This window comes from Erwinia sp. S38 (assembly GCF_016624545.1).
Classification (GTDB): Bacteria; Pseudomonadota; Gammaproteobacteria; order Enterobacterales; family Enterobacteriaceae; genus Erwinia; species Erwinia coffeiphila.
Window position 1 is genome coordinate 176,021 of record NZ_JACVTS010000003.1, and the last position, 18,345, is coordinate 194,365.

14 protein-coding genes and 1 other RNA gene are annotated in these 18,345 nt (G+C 56.5%); 7 read left to right on the top strand and 8 right to left on the bottom strand.

Going from position 1 to position 18,345, the window contains the following annotated elements:
* Positions 1 to 7 precede the first annotated feature (7 nt).
* The 4 genes from IBT46_RS05165 (at position 8) to IBT46_RS05180 (ending at position 3,434) form a co-directional block, all read left to right on the top strand.
* Complete coding sequence (locus IBT46_RS05165) at positions 8 to 553, top strand: glutathione peroxidase (protein WP_200544608.1); 546 nt, start codon at positions 8 to 10, stop codon at positions 551 to 553.
* Entirely contained in the window at positions 554 to 1,294 is a 741-nt protein-coding gene (gene btuD / locus IBT46_RS05170) for a vitamin B12 ABC transporter ATP-binding protein BtuD (protein WP_200544610.1), read from the top strand.
* Positions 1,295 to 1,367: 73 nt separating this feature from the next.
* Positions 1,368 to 1,826 (top strand): C40 family peptidase, encoded by a 459-nt coding sequence (locus IBT46_RS05175; RefSeq protein WP_200544612.1) that lies wholly within the window; start codon positions 1,368 to 1,370, stop codon positions 1,824 to 1,826.
* A 168-nt stretch (positions 1,827 to 1,994) separates the two neighbouring features.
* Positions 1,995 to 3,434 (top strand): YdiU family protein, encoded by a 1,440-nt coding sequence (locus IBT46_RS05180; RefSeq protein ID WP_200544614.1) that lies wholly within the window; start codon positions 1,995 to 1,997, stop codon positions 3,432 to 3,434.
* Here the strand turns inward: IBT46_RS05180 and IBT46_RS05185 are convergent.
* From IBT46_RS05185 to IBT46_RS05210, 6 genes are all read right to left on the bottom strand, one after another.
* Complete coding sequence (locus IBT46_RS05185) at positions 3,431 to 4,210, bottom strand: heme ABC transporter ATP-binding protein (protein ID WP_200544616.1); 780 nt, start codon at positions 4,208 to 4,210, stop codon at positions 3,431 to 3,433. The two genes, IBT46_RS05180 and IBT46_RS05185, sit on opposite strands and share 4 nt — an antisense overlap.
* Positions 4,203 to 5,204 carry an iron ABC transporter permease gene (locus tag IBT46_RS05190; RefSeq protein ID WP_105594986.1) on the bottom strand — a complete coding sequence of 334 codons (1,002 nt, stop codon included), beginning with the start codon at positions 5,202 to 5,204 and terminating at the stop codon, positions 4,203 to 4,205. Before IBT46_RS05190 ends, IBT46_RS05185 begins: the two co-directional genes overlap by 8 nt.
* Positions 5,201 to 6,022, bottom strand: coding sequence for a hemin ABC transporter substrate-binding protein (locus IBT46_RS05195; RefSeq protein WP_200544618.1), 822 nt, complete (start codon positions 6,020 to 6,022; stop codon positions 5,201 to 5,203). Before IBT46_RS05195 ends, IBT46_RS05190 begins: the two co-directional genes overlap by 4 nt.
* Positions 6,019 to 7,050, bottom strand: coding sequence for a hemin-degrading factor (locus tag IBT46_RS05200; protein ID WP_200544620.1), 1,032 nt, complete (start codon positions 7,048 to 7,050; stop codon positions 6,019 to 6,021). The genes IBT46_RS05195 and IBT46_RS05200 overlap by 4 nt, the downstream gene beginning before the upstream one ends.
* A gap of 256 nt (positions 7,051 to 7,306) precedes the next feature.
* Positions 7,307 to 8,353 carry a 3-deoxy-7-phosphoheptulonate synthase gene (locus tag IBT46_RS05205; RefSeq protein ID WP_200544622.1) on the bottom strand — a complete coding sequence of 349 codons (1,047 nt, stop codon included), beginning with the start codon at positions 8,351 to 8,353 and terminating at the stop codon, positions 7,307 to 7,309.
* A 142-nt stretch (positions 8,354 to 8,495) separates the two neighbouring features.
* The gene (locus IBT46_RS05210) at positions 8,496 to 9,329 is read right to left on the bottom strand and encodes a pyruvate, water dikinase regulatory protein (RefSeq protein ID WP_105594982.1); all 834 of its coding nucleotides are present in this window, start codon (positions 9,327 to 9,329) and stop codon (positions 8,496 to 8,498) included.
* 471 nt (positions 9,330 to 9,800) lie between these two features.
* On the opposite strand from IBT46_RS05210, the gene ppsA reads away from it, so the two are divergent.
* Positions 9,801 to 12,179: a phosphoenolpyruvate synthase gene (ppsA, locus tag IBT46_RS05215; protein ID WP_200544624.1), complete on the top strand. Its 2,379-nt coding sequence runs from the start codon at positions 9,801 to 9,803 to the stop codon at positions 12,177 to 12,179.
* 824 nt (positions 12,180 to 13,003) lie between these two features.
* Here the strand turns inward: ppsA and rprA are convergent.
* Both rprA and ydiK read right to left on the bottom strand, forming a co-directional pair.
* An RNA gene (gene rprA / locus IBT46_RS05220) (antisense sRNA RprA) lies at positions 13,004 to 13,109 on the bottom strand.
* Positions 13,110 to 13,433: 324 nt separating this feature from the next.
* Positions 13,434 to 14,555, bottom strand: coding sequence for an AI-2E family transporter YdiK (gene ydiK, locus IBT46_RS05225; RefSeq protein WP_200544626.1), 1,122 nt, complete (start codon positions 14,553 to 14,555; stop codon positions 13,434 to 13,436).
* A gap of 302 nt (positions 14,556 to 14,857) precedes the next feature.
* On the opposite strand from ydiK, the gene IBT46_RS05230 reads away from it, so the two are divergent.
* Together IBT46_RS05230 and IBT46_RS05235 are read left to right on the top strand one after the other, a co-directional pair.
* Entirely contained in the window at positions 14,858 to 17,911 is a 3,054-nt protein-coding gene (locus tag IBT46_RS05230) for an FAD-binding and (Fe-S)-binding domain-containing protein (RefSeq protein ID WP_200544628.1), read from the top strand.
* On the top strand, positions 17,911 to 18,330 hold the full coding sequence (locus IBT46_RS05235; protein ID WP_200544630.1) for a hotdog fold thioesterase: 420 nt from the start codon (positions 17,911 to 17,913) through the stop codon (positions 18,328 to 18,330). The genes IBT46_RS05230 and IBT46_RS05235 overlap by 1 nt, the downstream gene beginning before the upstream one ends.
* Positions 18,331 to 18,345: the final 15 nt, after the last annotated feature.

Here is an 18,345-nt window from a genome sequence, read left to right on the forward strand (position 1 = left end):
AAATTCAATGAGCATTTATGCAACAGAGCTGACTACGCTGGACGGTGAGAAAACCACGCTGGCACAGTGGCAGGGGGATGTCCTGCTGGTGGTGAATGTCGCCTCAAAATGCGGCCTGACGCCGCAGTATTCTCAGCTAGAAAATCTGCAAAAGGCCTGGCACGATAAAGGCCTGACGGTGTTGGGTTTTCCCTGCAACGCATTTCTTGAGCAGGAACCGGGTACTGAAGCGGAAATAAAAACGTTCTGCAGCACCACCTATGGCGTCACCTTCCCGATGTTTAGCAAAATCGAGGTAAACGGACCGCAGCGCCATCCGCTTTATGCTCAACTGGTTGCCGCGCAGCCGCAGGCGCTGGCCCCGCAGGGGAGTGGCTTCCTTGAACGCATGACCAGCAAAGGCCGCGCGCCGAAGCAGCCGGGCGATATCTTGTGGAATTTTGAAAAATTCCTTATTGGCCGCGACGGTCGCGTCCTGCAGCGCTTCTCACCGGACATGGAGCCGGAAGATGAAGTCGTAGTCAGCGCAATTAAACAGGCGCTGGCAGGATAAGTGCTGCTGGCTATCCGCCAGGCCGCCGTTGAACAGCGCCTGTTCCCCTTTAGCGCCGAGGTCGACAGCGGCCAGCTGATCCATCTGGTGGGGCCAAACGGCGCGGGTAAAAGCTCGCTGTTAGCCTCGCTGGCCGGCCTGCTTGACGTAAAGGGCGATATTCTGCTCAACAATGAACCGCTGATGGCGTGGGCAGCGCCGCGGCTTGCCAGGCATCGCGCTTATTTGCCGCAGCAACAGCGGCCTTCAGAGCAGATGCCCGTCTGGCACTATCTGTTAATGCACGATGTACAGCAGACTTCGGCCAGCGAGCAGCAGCTGATGTATTTTACCGATGCGCTACAGATCAGCGATAAGCTGCATCGCCCGCTGGGCCAGCTTTCCGGCGGTGAATGGCAGCGGGTCCGGCTTGCTGCCGTCTTTTCGCAGGTCAGCCAGCCGCAGGGGCAGCTTCTGCTGCTAGATGAACCGATGACCGGGCTGGATATTGGTCAGCAGGCGGTGTTTGATCGCCTGCTTCCCGGGCTGCTTGAACGAGGCGTGACGGTGCTCATGAGCAGCCACGATCTGAATCACACGCTGCGACATGCCGATATCGTATGGCTGATGCGAGCCGGGCAGCCTGCGCTACAGGGCAACCCGCAGGAGATCCTGACGCCAGAGCACCTGTCCGCGCTGTATCAGGTGCCTTTCCGCCAGCTGCAGGTAGAAGGGCGCTCTTTTCTGACTACGTTCGCGTAACCGGCCGCTAACGCTGTCAGCGCGGCGAGTTTGCCGCTAAAGTTAATATTCCGACTCCAGAGGATGGTGTGCTATGCGTTACTGGTTTGTGCTCATGATCGTGATTCTTGCCGGCTGCAGCAGCCATGCCCCTCCGCCAAAAACGCAGCTTGCCGACCGGATAATGGTGATTGCGCAGCTCGACGATCAGCTTTCTCAGTGGCACGGAACCCCTTACCGCTACGGTGGCATGAGTCGGGGTGGCGTTGACTGCTCGGGTTTTGTTTATCTGACCTTCCGCGATCGCTTTGATTTGCAGCTGCCGCGCACCACCTCCGCGCAAACCGATATTGGTACACGCATCAGTAAGGACGATCTGCTGCCCGGCGATCTAGTGTTCTTTAAAACCGGCAGCGGCGAAAACGGCCTGCATGTGGGTATTTATGACACCGACAATCAGTTTATTCACGCCTCGACCAGCCAGGGGGTGATGCGGTCCTCGCTGGATAATGTTTACTGGCGCAAAGTGTTCTGGCAGGCGCGACGGATTTAAACGGACGAACGCAGCGTTGACCGCTTTTGTCAGGCCTGTTAATTCGATGATGCGGGAAGAAAGCCGAATAACCCTTCATAGTCTCCGTGTTTTATCCACGCTCCGCGATTTACACTAGCTCCTGCACCTGCCTTCGGGGATGTTCCCGCGGGCACTGATGGAGACAGCATGCAATTTAATAATACCTGGTTCCAGGAACTGAGCGGCTGCTACAGCACCGTATCGCCCACACCGTTAGCGAATCCACGCCTGCTGTATCGTAACGCAGCGCTGGCGCGTGAACTGGGGCTGGGCGACGAGCTGTTCAACGCGGAGAACGTTGGGCTGTGGAGCGGCGACCGCCTGGCGGATGGCATGCAGCCGCTGGCGCAGGTCTATAGCGGTCATCAGTTCGGCGTCTGGGCCGGACAGCTCGGTGACGGGCGCGGGCTGCTGCTGGGTGAACAGCAGCTGGCCGACGGGCGTAAAGTTGACTGGCACCTGAAGGGTGCGGGGCTGACGCCTTATTCGCGGATGGGGGACGGGCGTGCGGTTCTGCGCTCCACGCTGCGCGAGTTTTTGGCCTCTGAAGCGATGCACGCGCTGGGCATCCCGACCACCCGGGCGCTGACTATTGTTGCCAGCGACGAACCCGTTTACCGCGAAACAACCGAACGCGGTGCGATGCTGCTGCGTGTTGCGGAGAGTCACCTGCGCTTTGGCCACTTTGAGCATTTTTACTACAGCGGCAATCAGCAAAAAGTCAACGAGCTGGCCGACTACGCCATTCGTCATCACTGGCCGCATCTGCAACAGGAAGCGGATAAATACCTGCTGTGGTTCAGCGACGTGGTGAAGCGCACCGCGCGGCTGATCGCCAGCTGGCAGAGCGTAGGGTTTGCCCACGGCGTAATGAATACCGATAACATGTCGATTCTCGGCCTGACGCTGGACTACGGCCCTTATGGTTTTCTGGATGACTACCAGCCGGAATTTATCTGCAACCATACCGACCACCAGGGACGCTACAGCTTTGAGAATCAGCCAATGATTGGGCTGTGGAACCTCAACCGCCTGGCGCATTCGCTCTCGGGCCTGATGACTACCGAGCAGCTTAAGCAGGCGCTGGCGAACTACGAACCGGAGCTGATGCGAGCCTGGGGCGAAAAAATGCGGGCGAAACTGGGGCTGATGACCGCCGACAGGCACGATAACGATATTCTTACCGGGCTGCTGTCGTTAATGACGCGTGAGGGAAGCGATTATACCCGTACCTTCCGGTTACTTAGCGACAGCGAGCAGCAGCAGTCCCGTTCACCGCTGCGCGATGAGTTTATCGATCGCGATGCGTTTGACGGCTGGTATAACGTCTGGCGTCAGCGGGTCTTGCAGGAAGAGCGTAGCGATGAGGATCGCCAGCGGGCTATGAAACAGGCTAATCCGGCGGTAGTGTTGCGTAACTATCTGGCACAGCAGGTCATTGAGAAGGCGGAACAGGACGACACCAGCGCACTGGCAAGACTTCACCAGGCGCTGTCACATCCGTTTGAAGACATCGAAGAGTTCGGCGATCTGGCACGTCGACCGCCGGACTGGGGTAAGAAAATCGAGGTCAGCTGCTCCAGCTAGCGGCGCAGAGCCACCTGTGGCACCCCTTCGATCTGATGCGGGTGCACCATCACGTCGGCGTGATACCAGCGCGTCAGTGTCTCTTCATCCAGCACGTCGGCCGGCGTGCCTTCGGCTACCAGTTTCCCCTGCGCCAGCAGTATCACACGGTCCGACCACAGCGACGCAAGATTCAGATCGTGCAGCACGCAGCAGACGCTGAGCGGATGCCGCTGGGTCAGCTGCGACAGCAGGCGCAGCAGGTGCTGCTGGTGATAGAGATCCAGCGCCGAGGTTGGTTCATCAAGGAACAGCCAGCCGCGCGGTCCGTCCTGCTGCCACAGCTGCGCCAGCGCGCGGGCCAGCTGCACCCGCTGCTGTTCGCCGCCGGAAAGCTGCAGGAAATCGCGATTAGCCAGATTCACACAGCCGGTCAGCGCCATCACTTCCTGAACGATCGCCTTTTGCGGTTGTCCAGGCCAGGGCGCGCGGCCCATCGCCACCACATCGGCTACGCTGAGCGGGAAGCTCATATTGCTTTGCTGACGCATTACCGCCCGCTGCTGCGATAATTTTGCCGGTGACCAGGCCGCCAGCGGCTTGCCGTTAAGCGTGCACTGCCCGCGCTGTGGCGTGTAGAAACCGGTCAGCAGACGCAGCAGTGTCGATTTACCGGCCCCGTTTGGCCCAATCAGCGATACCAGCTCACCGGGGCGCAGACTGAGGGAGATATCTTCAAGCAACCAGCGCTGGCCAGGGTTATAGCCCAGCCCGCTGGCCGTTAATGACTCATCCATTCATACCTCCACGGCGGCGCAGGATCAGCCACAGGAACCACGGACCGCCTATCAGGCTGGTGAGCAAACCAACGGGCATTTCTGCAGGAGCCACCAGCGTGCGCGCCAGCGTGTCCGAAATCAGCAGCAGGATGGCACCGCTGAGCAGCGAAGAGGGCAGTAGCCAGCGATGATCGCCGCCGAGCCAGAAGCGCATCAGATGCGGCACGACCAGGCCGATAAAGCCGATAATACCGCTGACCGATACCGCAGCGGCGACCAGCAGCGCGCTGAGCACCAGCAGATAGCGCTGGGTGCGCGGCACGTCGACGCCGAGATAGTGTGCTTCTTCCTCGCCCAGCTGTAGCAGATTCAGACGCCCGGCAAGGCGCTGAACCAGCACCATCGCCGGTAACACCACCGAGGCGCAAACCAGTACGGTTGGCCACTGCGCGGAACCCAGACTGCCCATGCCCCACAGCGACAGCTGGCGCAGCTGCTGGTCGGTGCTGACCCACGACAGCACGCCCACGGCTGCGGCACAGAGAGCATTGATCGCAATCCCCACCAGCAGCAGGCGGCTCAGTCCGCTAAAACCCTGGCGGCTGAGCAGGAAAATCAGCACTGTTACCGCAATACTGCCGATAAACGCCGCAAACAGCGGTACATACAGCGCGAAAATTCCCGGCAGCGAAACAGACATGACGATAGAGAACGCCACCGCCAGCGCCGCACCGCTGCTGATCCCCAGCAGACCAGGATCGGCCAGCGGGTTACGGAACAAGCCCTGCATGACGCAGCCGGAGAGCGCCAGCGCACCGCCGACGATGACCGCCAGCAGTACGCGGGGCAGGCGAATAGTAAACCAGATTTGCCACAGGCTGCTGTCCGTTCCGGCATGCCACAGCATCGGCAGCGACAGCTTCATCGCCCCGATATTGGCTGCGCTGACGGCGAGCGTCAGCAGCAGCAGCAGTAAAATGCCCAGCCAGCGTAAGGCGCGTGCTGACATCACTTAATGGTTTCCGCGGTCTGGCGCAGCTTCAGAATAGCCGCAGGGGTATCGATACCGAAGCCCAGCAGCGCCATGTCATCAACCACCAGCAGCTGCTTGTTTTTCGCCGCCGGAGTCAATGCCAGACCCGGCAGTTTCCACAGGTTTGCTTCACCGCCAACGGTTTTCAGGCCATCGGTGGTGATCACAATCAGCTGTGGCGCACTGGCAACCACGCCTTCCTGCGACAGCGCCTGATAACGGTTTACCGAAGCCATGGCGTTTTGCAGACCTGCCGCCTGGATAGCGCTGTCAGCAGACGTGCCGCTGCCCGCAGCCATAGTGCCCATGCCCTGGTGGGCGAGGATAAACAGCACCTTCACCGGCAGCTGAGTTTTAGGAATGCTGGCCAGCTCGCTGGAGATCTTCGCCTGAAGCACTTTGCCTTCCTGCTCGCGATGCAGGGCGACGGCAACAGTTTCAATTTTCTGATTGATCGCAGAGACGTCGGTCTTACCGGTGACATCGACCACTTTCACACCGTTTTTCGCCACCTGTTCCAGCGCCAGCGCCGGTTTAGCCAGCTCTGTGGTCAGCACCAGCGTCGGTTTCAGCGCGAGAATGCCTTCAGGGTTCAGCATACGCATATAGCCAACGTCGGGCAGTTTCTTCACTTCTTCCGGGTGCAGACTGGTGGTGTCACGTGCGACGAGATCTTTTTGTCCGTTAAGGGCATAGATAATCTGCGTTACATCACCACCGATGCTGACGATGCGCTCAGCGGCCAGGGTTGAAAACGACAGCGGTAAAACGCAAAGCGCGGCTAACCATGATTTCATGCTGAAACTTCCTCGCTGCTGAGGGTTGCTAACTGTTCGCGCCACTGGCTCTGTTCCGGCTGGCCTTCGCTGCGCTGACCGTAAAGCTGGGCGATCTGCGTACCGTCAGCGGCGAAAAGCTCAAGGCTGGTGACAATGCCGTCGGCGGTCGGTTTACGGGTGATCCAGGTTTCGGCAATTTCCAGCTCCTGCAGGTGCAGAGTGAACGCCGGGTTAAAGATATTCAGCCAGTTGTGCATTGGCATCAGCTTCTCAATTACGCCGGTGAAAATCTGGGTGCAGGCGCGGTTGCTGACGAAAATCATGATTTCGTTACCGTCGCGCTTAACGGTTTCCAGCAGCGTCGCCAGTGACGTATTGCTGACGCGAGTCGCCAGATCGTCGGCAACGGCGCGGAAAGCCTGCTGGCGGGAAACGTTATGGCGCTTCAGCAGACGGAAGAACTGGTGCACGTCGGTCATTGCGCGCCACTCGCTTTCCAGCACTGCGGCATCCACGCTGTCAGCAAAGCTGGCAGGTTCCGCAGCGGCTACGCTGAACTCAGCGGCCGGTTCGGCTTTGAATTCGGCCAGCACGGCCTGCCAGGCATCCATATCGGTTTTATCGGTCGCGTAGACTTTCAGCACCGCATCGCCCTGGCGATCGAAGAACTGAATGCTCTGGCGTTCGCCGTGTCCGGTCATTTCCTGCAGATGGAACACGCTGGCCCACTGATTCACAAACACGCGCAGATCCAGCGCGCGCGGGTTCAGTACGATCCCGGCATGTTCATTGATATGGATATTGTTAAAGGTGCCCAGCTGTTCATGAACGGCATATTCGTTGCGGGTGATGCATTTGGTTTCACCCACTTTTTCCAGCGCGTGCAGCAGTTCGCGCATCGCAGGGCGCAGTGGAGCAGCCTGATGGCCAACGCGTGCAGCGGTCAACTCGGCTTCGCTGATCCCCATCAGCGCAGCAAGATCGCGGGCATATTTTTTCGGATGCTCTTCTTTTAATTCGGTATAACGTTGGTATTGCGCTGTCATTGCTGCTCCTCACAAAGTTCATCCACTGACAATCGTCAGTGACAATCATTACCACTGATGGCTCGTAAAATCATGGCTGCCGATCGCATACTCGGGAGCGATCACACAGAATAGCCGTTGATAGAAAAAGGATATTCATTATCAGAATGATAATCATTATCAGGGAAAGGTGGCGGTAATCAAGCAGAAATTCAGCTTATTGACGGGGGAGAGCATAGAAGATGAAAGACTGGCCATAAAATGGCCAGCCAAAAGATTAAAAGCGGCTGTCGATAGCGTCCGCCAGCAGCGCCAGAACGGCGGCGCTGTCATCCCACCCGAGGCAGGGATCGGTGATGGACTGGCCCCAGGTCAGCGGCGTGTCCGGCAGAACTTTTTGCGCCCCTTCCTGCAGGAAACTTTCAATCATCACCCCCGCAATCGCCGTTGAGCCGTTGCGGATCTGCCCGGCGATGGAGGCTGCCACATCTTTTTGCAGACGATGCTGTTTCAGGCAGTTACCGTGACTGAAGTCGATCACCATCTGCGTCGGCAGACGATGTTCGGTAAGTGCCGCGGCGGCTTCAGCAATGTCCTGTGCATGGTAGTTAGGCTGCTTGCCGCCGCGCATAATGATATGGCCGGAAGGATTGCCGCTGGTCTGATAGATCGTCATCTGCCCCTGCTTATCCGGAGAGAGGAACATATGGCTGACGCGGGCCGCACGAATAGCATCTACGGCGATACGGATATTGCCGTCGGTGCCGTTTTTGAAGCCCACCGGGCAGGAGAGCGCAGAGGCCATTTCACGGTGAATCTGGCTTTCAGTGGTGCGCGCGCCGATAGCGCCCCAGCTAATCAGGTCAGCAATAAACTGCCCGATCACCATATCGAGAAATTCAGTGGCGGTGGGCATGCCCAGGGCATTGATATCCAACAGCAGCTTGCGTGCCACTTCCAGCCCGTGGTTAACGCGGAAACTGCCGTCCAGATCCGGGTCTGAAATCAGTCCTTTCCAGCCCACCACCGTGCGCGGCTTTTCAAAATAGGCGCGCATCACGATTTCAAGCCGGGACTGATACTTATCGCGCAGCTCGTTGAGGCGTGAGGCGTACTCCAGTGCTGCAGCGGGATCGTGCAGCGAGCAGGGGCCGATGACCACCAGCAGACGCTTGTCCTCGCCCGAAAGAATACGGGCAATACGCTGGCGGGAGGTCATCACATTTTCGGCTATAGCGGCGGTAATAGGCTGTCTGGCAAGCAGTTCGGCAGGCGTTATCAGGCTGTCGATGCGCGCGGTCCGCAGTTCATCTGTTTTATTCATGGTCTTCTCTAAATTTTGTCTTCACAACGGCAGGAATACCGGGAAGTAATGGCGATCACCTTAAAGCAAACGGCGATGATTTCAACCATCGCCGCAGGATAAATGCCATAAAAAAACCGCAGGCCCGTTGGTTTGCCGGGCGTCAGTACATGCGTCGCGCCAGTCCCATGATATCGAGGATCTTGGTAGCGATTTCTTCTACCGAATAGTTGGTACTGTTGAGATAGCGGATCTGATTGGTGCGGAATAGCGCTTCAACTTCACCTACCTCCAGTCGGCACTGGCGCATTGAGGCGTAACGGGTATTCACCGCGCGCTCCTGGCGAATCGCCGCCAGACGTTCCGGGTCGATGGTCAGGCCAAACAGCTTGTTCTGGAACGGCTTCAGCGCGGGCGGCAGCTTCAGGTTATCCATATCGTCGGCGATAAACGGGTAGTTCGCCGCTTTGATGCCGAACTGCATCGCCAGATAAAGGCTGGTCGGGGTTTTACCGCAGCGCGATACGCCAAGGAGTATCACCTGCGCTTCCTCCAGCCCACGCAGAGAAATACCGTCATCGTGGGCCAGCGTGTAGTCAATGGCGGCAATACGGGCGTCGTATTTGCCCAGGTTGCTGGCGGTCAGACCGTGGGTACGGTTAGCGACCGGCGCAGGCGCAACGCCCAGCTCCTGCTGCAGCGGTGCCACCAGCGACTGAACGATGTCCTGGCAGAATCCGTCACTTTGTAAAATGATCTCGCGGATTTCCGGCGTAACGATAGAGATAAATACCAGCGGGCGAATACCGCTGTGCTGATAAATGGTGTTGATTTGCGCTTTCACCGCCTGTGCCCGCTGCACGTTCTCCACGAAGGGCAGCGTCACGCTGTTGGTTTCCACCGGGAACTGGGAAAGTACGGCATGACCCAGCACCTCGGCGGTTATTGCCGTACCATCTGAAATATAGAAAACACTGCGTTCGGCATTCACGTCCATTTTATCTCCAGAATGAGCTATGCGGGCAGACTAAATTATTTCCGATACGGAAAGCAAACTGTGATTTCATCGACAAAACAAAATAAAAAATTCAAATAAAAGATGATTTGAAATTTTTATTCTTATAAACTTTGCATTATCATTTCATTCTGCAAAATTGAAATGACGTTTCTATTTACTATTCAATTAAAGCCCCCTTTTTTATAAAATCATTCTTAAATGGAATCCTGTTTTTGTTGCGCAAACAAATTTGAGTGATTTAGGAGTGATTTTTTAAATTAATGAAAATTAACGCATTTATTTTTTAATTTGATTTCTTTCAGTCATTATCCTGCGCAGAGTTGTCTTAAAAACGCCGCCGCCGAGTTGCTTGAACGATTCAACACTTTCTCAACCCTCCGATGTTGTGACAGTCTCACTAAGCAATGCTGTATCCCTTATTCCTAATTAAATCTTACAAGGATTGCTTCAATGTCCAATAAAGGCCAATTGCCGCTCGTGCTCTGGTATAACGAACTTGGCATGCACGATGTCGATCGGGTGGGAGGCAAAAATGCTTCTCTGGGTGAAATGATTACTAACCTGTCATCACTGGGTGTGTCCGTGCCGAATGGCTTTGCGACAACCTCTGATGCTTTCAACCAGTTCCTTGATCAAAGCGGCGTTAACCAGCGTATCTATGAACTGCTGGATAAGACCGATATTGATGATATTGATCAGCTGGCGAAAGCGGGTAAGCAGATCCGTCAGTGGATTATCGACACGCCTTTCCAGCCGGAGCTGGAACAGGCTATTCATCAGGCCTACGACCAGCTGTCTTCTGACGATGCTGACGCGTCGTTTGCCGTGCGCTCTTCGGCGACGGCAGAAGACATGCCGGATGCGTCGTTTGCCGGGCAGCAGGAAACCTTCCTGAACGTGCAGGGTTATGACGCGGTGCTGGTGGCGGTGAAGCACGTTTTCGCCTCACTGTTTAACGACCGCGCGATCTCTTACCGCGTGCATCAGGGCTATGACCACCGTGGCGTGGCGCTCTCTGCTGGCGTTCAGCGCATGGTGCGTTCTGACCTGGCGTCATCGGGCGTGATGTTCACCATTGATACCGAATCGGGCTTCGATCAGGTGGTCTTTATCACCGCGGCGCTGGGCCTGGGTGAAATGGTGGTGCAGGGTGCGGTTAACCCTGATGAATTCTACGTGCACAAACCGACGCTGGCCGCTGGCCGCCCGGCGATTGTGCGCCGCAATATGGGATCGAAAAAGATCCGCATGGTCTACGCCGATTCGCAGGAACACGGCAAGCAGGTAGCGATCGAAGACGTGCCGGAAGCCGAGCGCGACCGCTTCAGTCTGACCGACAAAGAGGTTGAAGCGCTGGCGGTGCAGGCGGTGCTGATTGAGAAACACTACCAGCGCCCGATGGACATCGAATGGGCGAAAGACGGTCACACCGGCAAGCTGTTTATCGTGCAGGCGCGCCCGGAAACCGTGCGTTCTAACGGCCAGGTGATGGAGCGTTATAACCTGCAGGGCAAAGGCAAAATTCTGGTTGAGGGCCGCGCAATCGGCCATCGTATCGGTGCCGGTGAAGTGAAAGTGATTCACGATATCAGCGAGATGGGCCGCATTGAGAAAGGCGACGTGCTGGTAACGGATATGACCGACCCGGACTGGGAACCGATCATGAAGAAAGCGTCGGCGATTGTGACCAATCGCGGCGGTCGTACCTGCCATGCGGCAATTATTGCCCGTGAGCTGGGTATTCCGGCGGTAGTGGGCTGCGGTGATGCGACCGACCATCTGAAAGACGGCCAGAAAGTGACCGTGTCCTGTGCGGAAGGTGATACCGGCTACGTGTATAACGATCTGCTCGACTTCCAGGTGAAAAGCTCTCAGGTTGACGAAATGCCGTCGCTGCCGCTGAAGGTGATGATGAACGTCGGCAACCCGGATCGCGCGTTCGACTTCGCCTGCCTGCCGAATGAAGGCGTAGGTCTGGCGCGTCTGGAATTTATTATCAACCGTATGATTGGCGTTCACCCAAGAGCGCTGCTGGAGTTCGATCAGCAGACGCCGGAACTGCAGCAGCAGATCCGCGGGATGATGAAAGGGTTTGATGACCCGGTGGAGTTCTACATCGCCCGTCTGACCGAAGGGATTGCTACGCTGGGTGCGGCGTTCTCGCCTAAGCGCGTGATCGTTCGTCTGTCTGACTTTAAGACTAACGAATATGCCAACCTGGTTGGCGGCGAGCGTTACGAACCTGAGGAAGAGAACCCGATGCTGGGCTTCCGTGGTGCCGGTCGCTACGTTGCCGACAACTTCCGCGACTGCTTCGCGTTAGAGTGCGCGGCCGTTAAGCGCGTTCGCAACGAGATGGGACTGACTAACGTGGAGATCATGGTGCCGTTCGTGCGTACCGTGGCTCAGGCGAAGGCGGTGGTTGAAGAGCTGGAACGTCAGGGACTGAAGCGCGGCGAGAACGGGCTGAAGATCATCATGATGTGTGAGATCCCGTCCAACGCGCTGCTGGCTGAGCAGTTCCTGGAATACTTCGACGGCTTCTCTATCGGCTCCAACGATATGACCCAGCTGGCGCTTGGCCTTGACCGCGATTCGGGCGTGGTGTCCGAGCTGTTTGACGAGCGTAATGACGCGGTGAAAGCGCTGCTTTCTATGGCGATCCGCGCGGCGAAGAAGAAGGGTAAATACGTCGGTATCTGCGGTCAGGGTCCGTCGGACCATGAGGATTTTGCGGCCTGGCTGATGGAGGAGGGGATCGACAGTCTGTCCCTGAACCCGGATACCGTGGTGCAGACCTGGCTGTCGCTGGCTGAGATTAAGAAGTAGTGCCTTTAATAAAGTGAGTGTGATGCTCCCTTTGTTAGATACGCCGTGGCGTGTTTTCAGCCTTCGGTGATTATCTGAGGCACTTATAAAAAACCGCTTTCGTTTTCGATGGCGGTTTTTTTGTTTTGCTGCCTGGTGCCTGGTGCCTGGTGCCTGGTGCCTGGTGGCGGTTAGATCGGTGCCGGGTTCGCAGCCGGTACTGCGCCATCGGGGCGGTCCTCGCGCCGTGCCTTGCACGGTGCCCTCGGTTGCAGCCGCTGGCCCAATGACCGGCGAAGACGGGTCGTCCCTGACCCGACTCCGCCTGACGCCAACATCCCGGTTGTCGTCTCATGGCCATCGGCTTTCACCTCGACGCTGCGGATTGCCCCAATGGCGCAGCACCGGATGTTGAGAATAAGTGATTAATTTTTAAATCAGTGGGTTGATTTTCAATCAGTATTTACAGCAGGCGACACAGAAGTTTAAAGCGGACTGGCCGGGCCTTTGATTGCACCATCCACAGCGCTGAACGGAGAGAGGAAGCCAGGATTCGCCCGCAGGACGCGGGAGAAAGGTGCAGCCGGACCAGGGACGGTCCGTCTGCACCGATCCGGCAGGCTGACGAGCGAAGTGAAGGAACCACGCTTTGCGTGGCGCGAGGACCCGGGCAATCAAAGGCCCGGCCAGGCAGCGTAGCAGCGGATATCACAGCTGTTCATATCACTACCAGCACAATCACAACCCACGACTACATCACTGCTACCTGTACTACTGCTGAAGCAGATTTGAAAAACGGCAAACGCCTAACGTCTAACGTCCACCATTGCCCTGCTAACACGCAGCCAAAAAAAAGCCCATCGCAGAGGATGGGCAAAGACTACACACAGCAATTTTGTACTTCACTCAGGGGAAAGGGCGTTTAAAAATCAGTAGCTTGATTTCAAACATGGATTCAATACTAAGCAACGCGCATTCTGGCGTCATTAAGAATCATCTTATTAGTTTAAAATCAATAATGCATCCACGAGCGGATAGCCGATTATTGTCATTTATTCTGAAGAAAAGGTTAACAAAAGTGCTGAGTTGGGCTGTTTACATGCTGTTTCCAGGTAATACAGTCAAGATTTGCTAATAAAATGGAGGTGGGGGCATGAGGATACTTTTTTATTGCTAATGATTGCGACCAGCGATACTGGCCGCGTTTATCATTCTGAGAGCTGAGAGCTGAGAGCTGAGAGCTGAGAGCTGAGAGCTGAGAGCTGAGGTATACGATTAGAGATGCCGTGGATTATCGTTTTCGAACTCCACCAGTTCTTCAACCACCAGGGTGGGATCGTCGCTCGGAGCCGGAACCTCGTGGACCCAGACGCACACCAGACGATAAGAGACGGCAAGGACCACCGGGCCAATAAACAAACCAATCATGCCGAACGCCACCAGCCCGCCAATCACTCCGGAAAGGATCAGGATCAGCGGCAGGTCGGCCCCCATACGGATCAGCATCGGTCGCAGCACGTTATCCAGCGTGCCCACCACACAGCTCCACACCAGCAGCACGGTGCCCCAGGTGGTATCACCGCTCCAGTACAGCCAGATAATCGCCGGCACCAGCACGGTCAGTGGACCCAGCTGTACCAGGCAGGAGAAAATCATCAGCACCGTCAGCAGGGTGGCATAGGGAATGCCGGACACCGCCAGACCGATGCCGCCGAGCACGCCCTGTACCAGCGCGGTAACCACCACGCCCAGCGCCACGGCGCGAATGGCCTGACCGGCGAGCAGCACGGCGGCATCGCCACGGCGGGCGGCAAGGCGGAAGGCAAAGTGGCGAATACCACGCCCAACCTGTTCACCGCGCCAGAATAACAGCATGCTGAACAGCAGCATCAGGCCCAGATGCAGCATAAAGCGGCCAAAGTATCCGGCCTGCGCAACGAAGAAACCGGTGGTTCGGCCAATGTAGGGCTGGATTTTTGCGAGCAGTGCGGTTCCGCCCCCGGCGACCAGCGTGTGATAACCGGAATAAAGATTATCGCCGATCATCGGGATATCATTCAGCCACGCCAGCTGCGGCATTTGCAAATGACCGGAGCTGACCAAGGCGATAACCGGCGCACTGTTGTCCAGCAGGCTGTTAACCATTAGCGAAATCGGAATAATAAACACCAGCAGCAGCAGCAGGGTCATGGCGATAACCGCCAGAGAACGACGGCCCCACAGCCAGCCTTGAATTTTGATCATCAGTGGCCAGGTTGCAATCACCACCATACTCGCCCAGGCAAAGCCCAGAATAAAAGGCTGAATCACCCAGAAGCAGGCGATGATCGCAATGCTGATAAACAGCAGCGTGAACACAATCTGCGGCAAGTCCCAACCTTTATAAACATTCTTCATGTGTGAACCATTACCTCGGGTCAAAAATTATCCTGTCCGCCTCGCCCGGCAGAGCCGTACGAAATATTTGTCATTCTGGTATCAACCATTTTATTTTTTGAAAATCCGCGTCAGCGCGACAGTTACGCTAAGGCGGCCGGTTTAATCATGATGTATGAAACGATTTTGTGACACAGACAACAGGTTATTCTTTTGTTTCGTTTTTTGAAATAACGGCAGGTCATAAAAAAATGTGATAAAACGGATAGCTGCGTCATTTACGACACGCAGAATGATCCATACAACATTTTGGTCACCCGATAATGATCCCACAGATTTCCCAGGCACCGGGCCTTGTTCAACTGGTGCTGACGTTTTTGGATACACTGAAGCAGGAAGGTTTTACCGGTGATACGGCTACCAGCTATGCCGATCGCCTGATAATGTCGACCGATAACAGTATTTACCAGCTGCTACCCGACGCAGTTGTCTTTCCCCGCTCTACCGCTGATGTTGCGTTGATCGCCCGCCTTGCCGGCGAAGAACGCTTTGAGTCGCTGGTTTTTGCGCCGCGTGGCGGCGGCACCGGCACCAACGGTCAGTCTCTGAACCGTGGGATTGTGGTAGATATGTCGCGCCATATGAAGCGCATCCTGGAAATTAATACCGAAGAAGGCTGGGTAAAAGTTGAAGCGGGCGTGATTAAAGATCAGCTCAACGCCTACCTTAAGCCCTACGGCTATTTCTTCTCTCCTGAATTGTCCACCAGTAACCGCGCCACCCTTGGCGGGATGATTAATACGGATGCCTCCGGGCAGGGGTCGCTGGTTTATGGTAAAACCTCCGATCACGTCCTTGGCCTGCGTGCGGTTCTGCTCGGCGGTGATATTCTGGATACCCGAGAAATGCCTGTCGAACTGGCGGAGCAGCTGGCGCAGCAGCAGGGTGCTGAGGGGAATATCTATCGAGTTGTGCTGGACCGCTGCCGCCAGCAGCGCCAGCTTATCCTGGATAAGTTTCCTAAGCTTAACCGCTTTCTTACCGGCTACGATCTTCGCCATGTGCTGAGCGACGATCTCCAGCAATTTGACCTGACTCGCCTGCTGTGTGGGGCCGAAGGTACACTGGCCTTTATTACCGAGGCGCGGCTGGATATCACGCCGATCCCTAAAGTGCGGCGGCTGGTCAATATCAAATATGACTCGTTTGATTCCGCGTTGCGTAATGCGCCGTTTATGGTGGAAGCCAAAGCGCTGTCGGTCGAAACCGTTGACTCTAAAGTGCTTAATCTGGCGAAGGAAGATATTGTCTGGCACTCGGTCAGCGAACTGATTTCCGACGTGCCGGATAAAGAGATGCTCGGCCTGAATATGGTTGAGTTCGCCGGAAATGATAAAGCGCTGATTGACGGCCAGGTTGACTCACTCTGTGAACGGCTGGAAACGCTGATGGCGGAAGGCCAGGGCGGCGTGATTGGTTATCAGCTCTGTAACGACGTCGGCGGCATTGAGCGTATCTACGGCATGCGTAAAAAAGCGGTGGGCCTGCTGGGTAATGCTAAAGGCCGGGCCAAACCACTGCCTTTTGTTGAGGATACGGCAGTACCGCCGGAAAATCTGGCGGACTATATCGTTGAGTTTCGTGCGCTGCTCGACAGCCATAATCTGAGCTACGGGATGTTCGGCCACGTTGACGCCGGGGTTCTGCACGTTCGCCCCGCACTGGATATGTGCGATCCGCAACAGGAGATCCTGATGAAAAAGGTCTCCGATGAGGTCGTCGCACTGACCGCCCGGTATGGCGGCCTGCTGTGGGGAGAGCACGGTAAGGGCTTCCGTGCGGAATACAGTCCGGCGTTCTTTGGCGAAGAGCTGTATAGCGAGCTGCGGCGAATCAAGGCAGCCTTTGACCCGGCTAACCGGCTAAATCCCGGAAAAATCTGCGCGCCGATCGGTGTTGACGATCCCATGCTGAAAGTTGATGCGGTTAAGCGCGGTACCTGGGACAGACAAATCCCCATTTCGGTGCGCAGCGACTGGCGCGGTGCGATGGAGTGTAACGGTAACGGGCTGTGCTTTAACTTTGATGTGAACAGCCCGATGTGCCCGTCGATGAAAATTACCAGCAATCGTATGCATTCACCGAAAGGGCGCGCTACGCTGACGCGTGAATGGCTGCGCCTGCTGGCCGAACAGGGTGTCGATCCTCTGGTGCTGGAGAAGCAGCTGCCGTCGAAAGGCATCAGCCTGCGCGGGATGATCCAGCGGACCCGCAACAGCTGGCATGCGCGGCGCGGCGAGTATGATTTTTCACATGAGGTGAAGGAGGCGATGTCCGGCTGTCTGGCCTGTAAAGCCTGTTCCACCCAGTGCCCGATTAAAATTGATGTGCCGGGCTTCCGTTCGCGCTTCCTGCAGCTTTACCACACCCGTTACCTGCGCCCGGTCAGTGACTACCTGGTGGCTACGGTTGAAAGCTACGCGCCGCTGATGTCCATCGCGCCGAAAACCTTTAACTTCTTCCTGCGTCAGCGCTGGGTTGGCGCGCTGAGTAAACGCCAGTTAGGTATGGTGGATCTGCCGCTGCTCTCCTCGCCGACGCTAAAACAGCAGCTGTCGAAGCACCGCAGCGCGACGACGACCCTGGAACAGCTTGAGCAGATGAGCGCCGAACAGCGGGCGCAGCACGTGCTGGTGGTGCAGGACCCGTTCACCAGCTATTACGAAGCGCAGTTGATTGGTGATTTTGTGCAGCTGATTGACCGACTTGGTTTTACACCGGTGGTGCTGCCGTTCTCACCCAATGGTAAAGCACAGCACGTGAAAGGCTTCCTGCAGCAGTTTGCCCGTACGGCGCAGAAAACATCCGATTTCCTTAATCGCGTGGCCCAATTGGACCTGCCGATGGTCGGTGTCGACCCGGCGCTGGTACTCTGCTACCGCGATGAATACCGCCAGGTACTGGGGGATAAACGCGGTGACTTCAACGTGCAGTTGGTGCATGAGTGGTTGCAGAATGCACTGGCGGATCGCGATATTCAGCCGGTCAGCGGGGAAGCCTGGTATCTGTTCGGCCACTGTACCGAAGTGACCGCGCTGCCGGGTTCGATCAAGCAGTGGGAGACGATCTTCTCGCGCTTCGGTGCAAAACTGGAAAGCATCAGCGTGGGCTGCTGTGGCATGGCGGGCACCTACGGCCATGAAACTAAAAACCTGGAAAACTCACTGGGTATCTTTGAACTGTCCTGGCAGAAGGCGCTACAAAAGCTGCCCCGTCAGCGCTGTCTGGCTAGCGGTTATTCCTGCCGCAGCCAGGTGAAACGCGTTGAAGGAAGCGGTATGCGCCATCCGCTGCAGGCTTTACTGGAGATTGTCTGATGGCTATCTGGAAACGTGAGGTAACGCTTGAACAGCTGAACCTGCACAGCAAAGGCACCATGGTAGAGCACCTCGGTATCCGTTTCACCGCACTGAATGACGACAGTGTTGAAGCGATAATGCCGGTCGATAATCGTACCCGGCAGCCGTTCGGGCTACTGCACGGCGGCGCGTCGGTCACCCTGGCCGAAACGCTGGGGTCGATGGCAGGGTATCTCTGCACTCAGGGAGATCAGCAGGTGGTCGGTCTGGAAATTAATGCCAATCACGTGCGGTCCGCGCGAGAAGGGGAGGTGCGCGGCGTTTGTCGCGCCACCCACATTGGACGCACGCATCAGGTATGGCAGATCGAGATTTACGGGCCGGACAGTCGATTATGCTGTAGCTCGCGCCTAACAACGGCGGTGATAACCCAATAACCCCAAATTATCCGG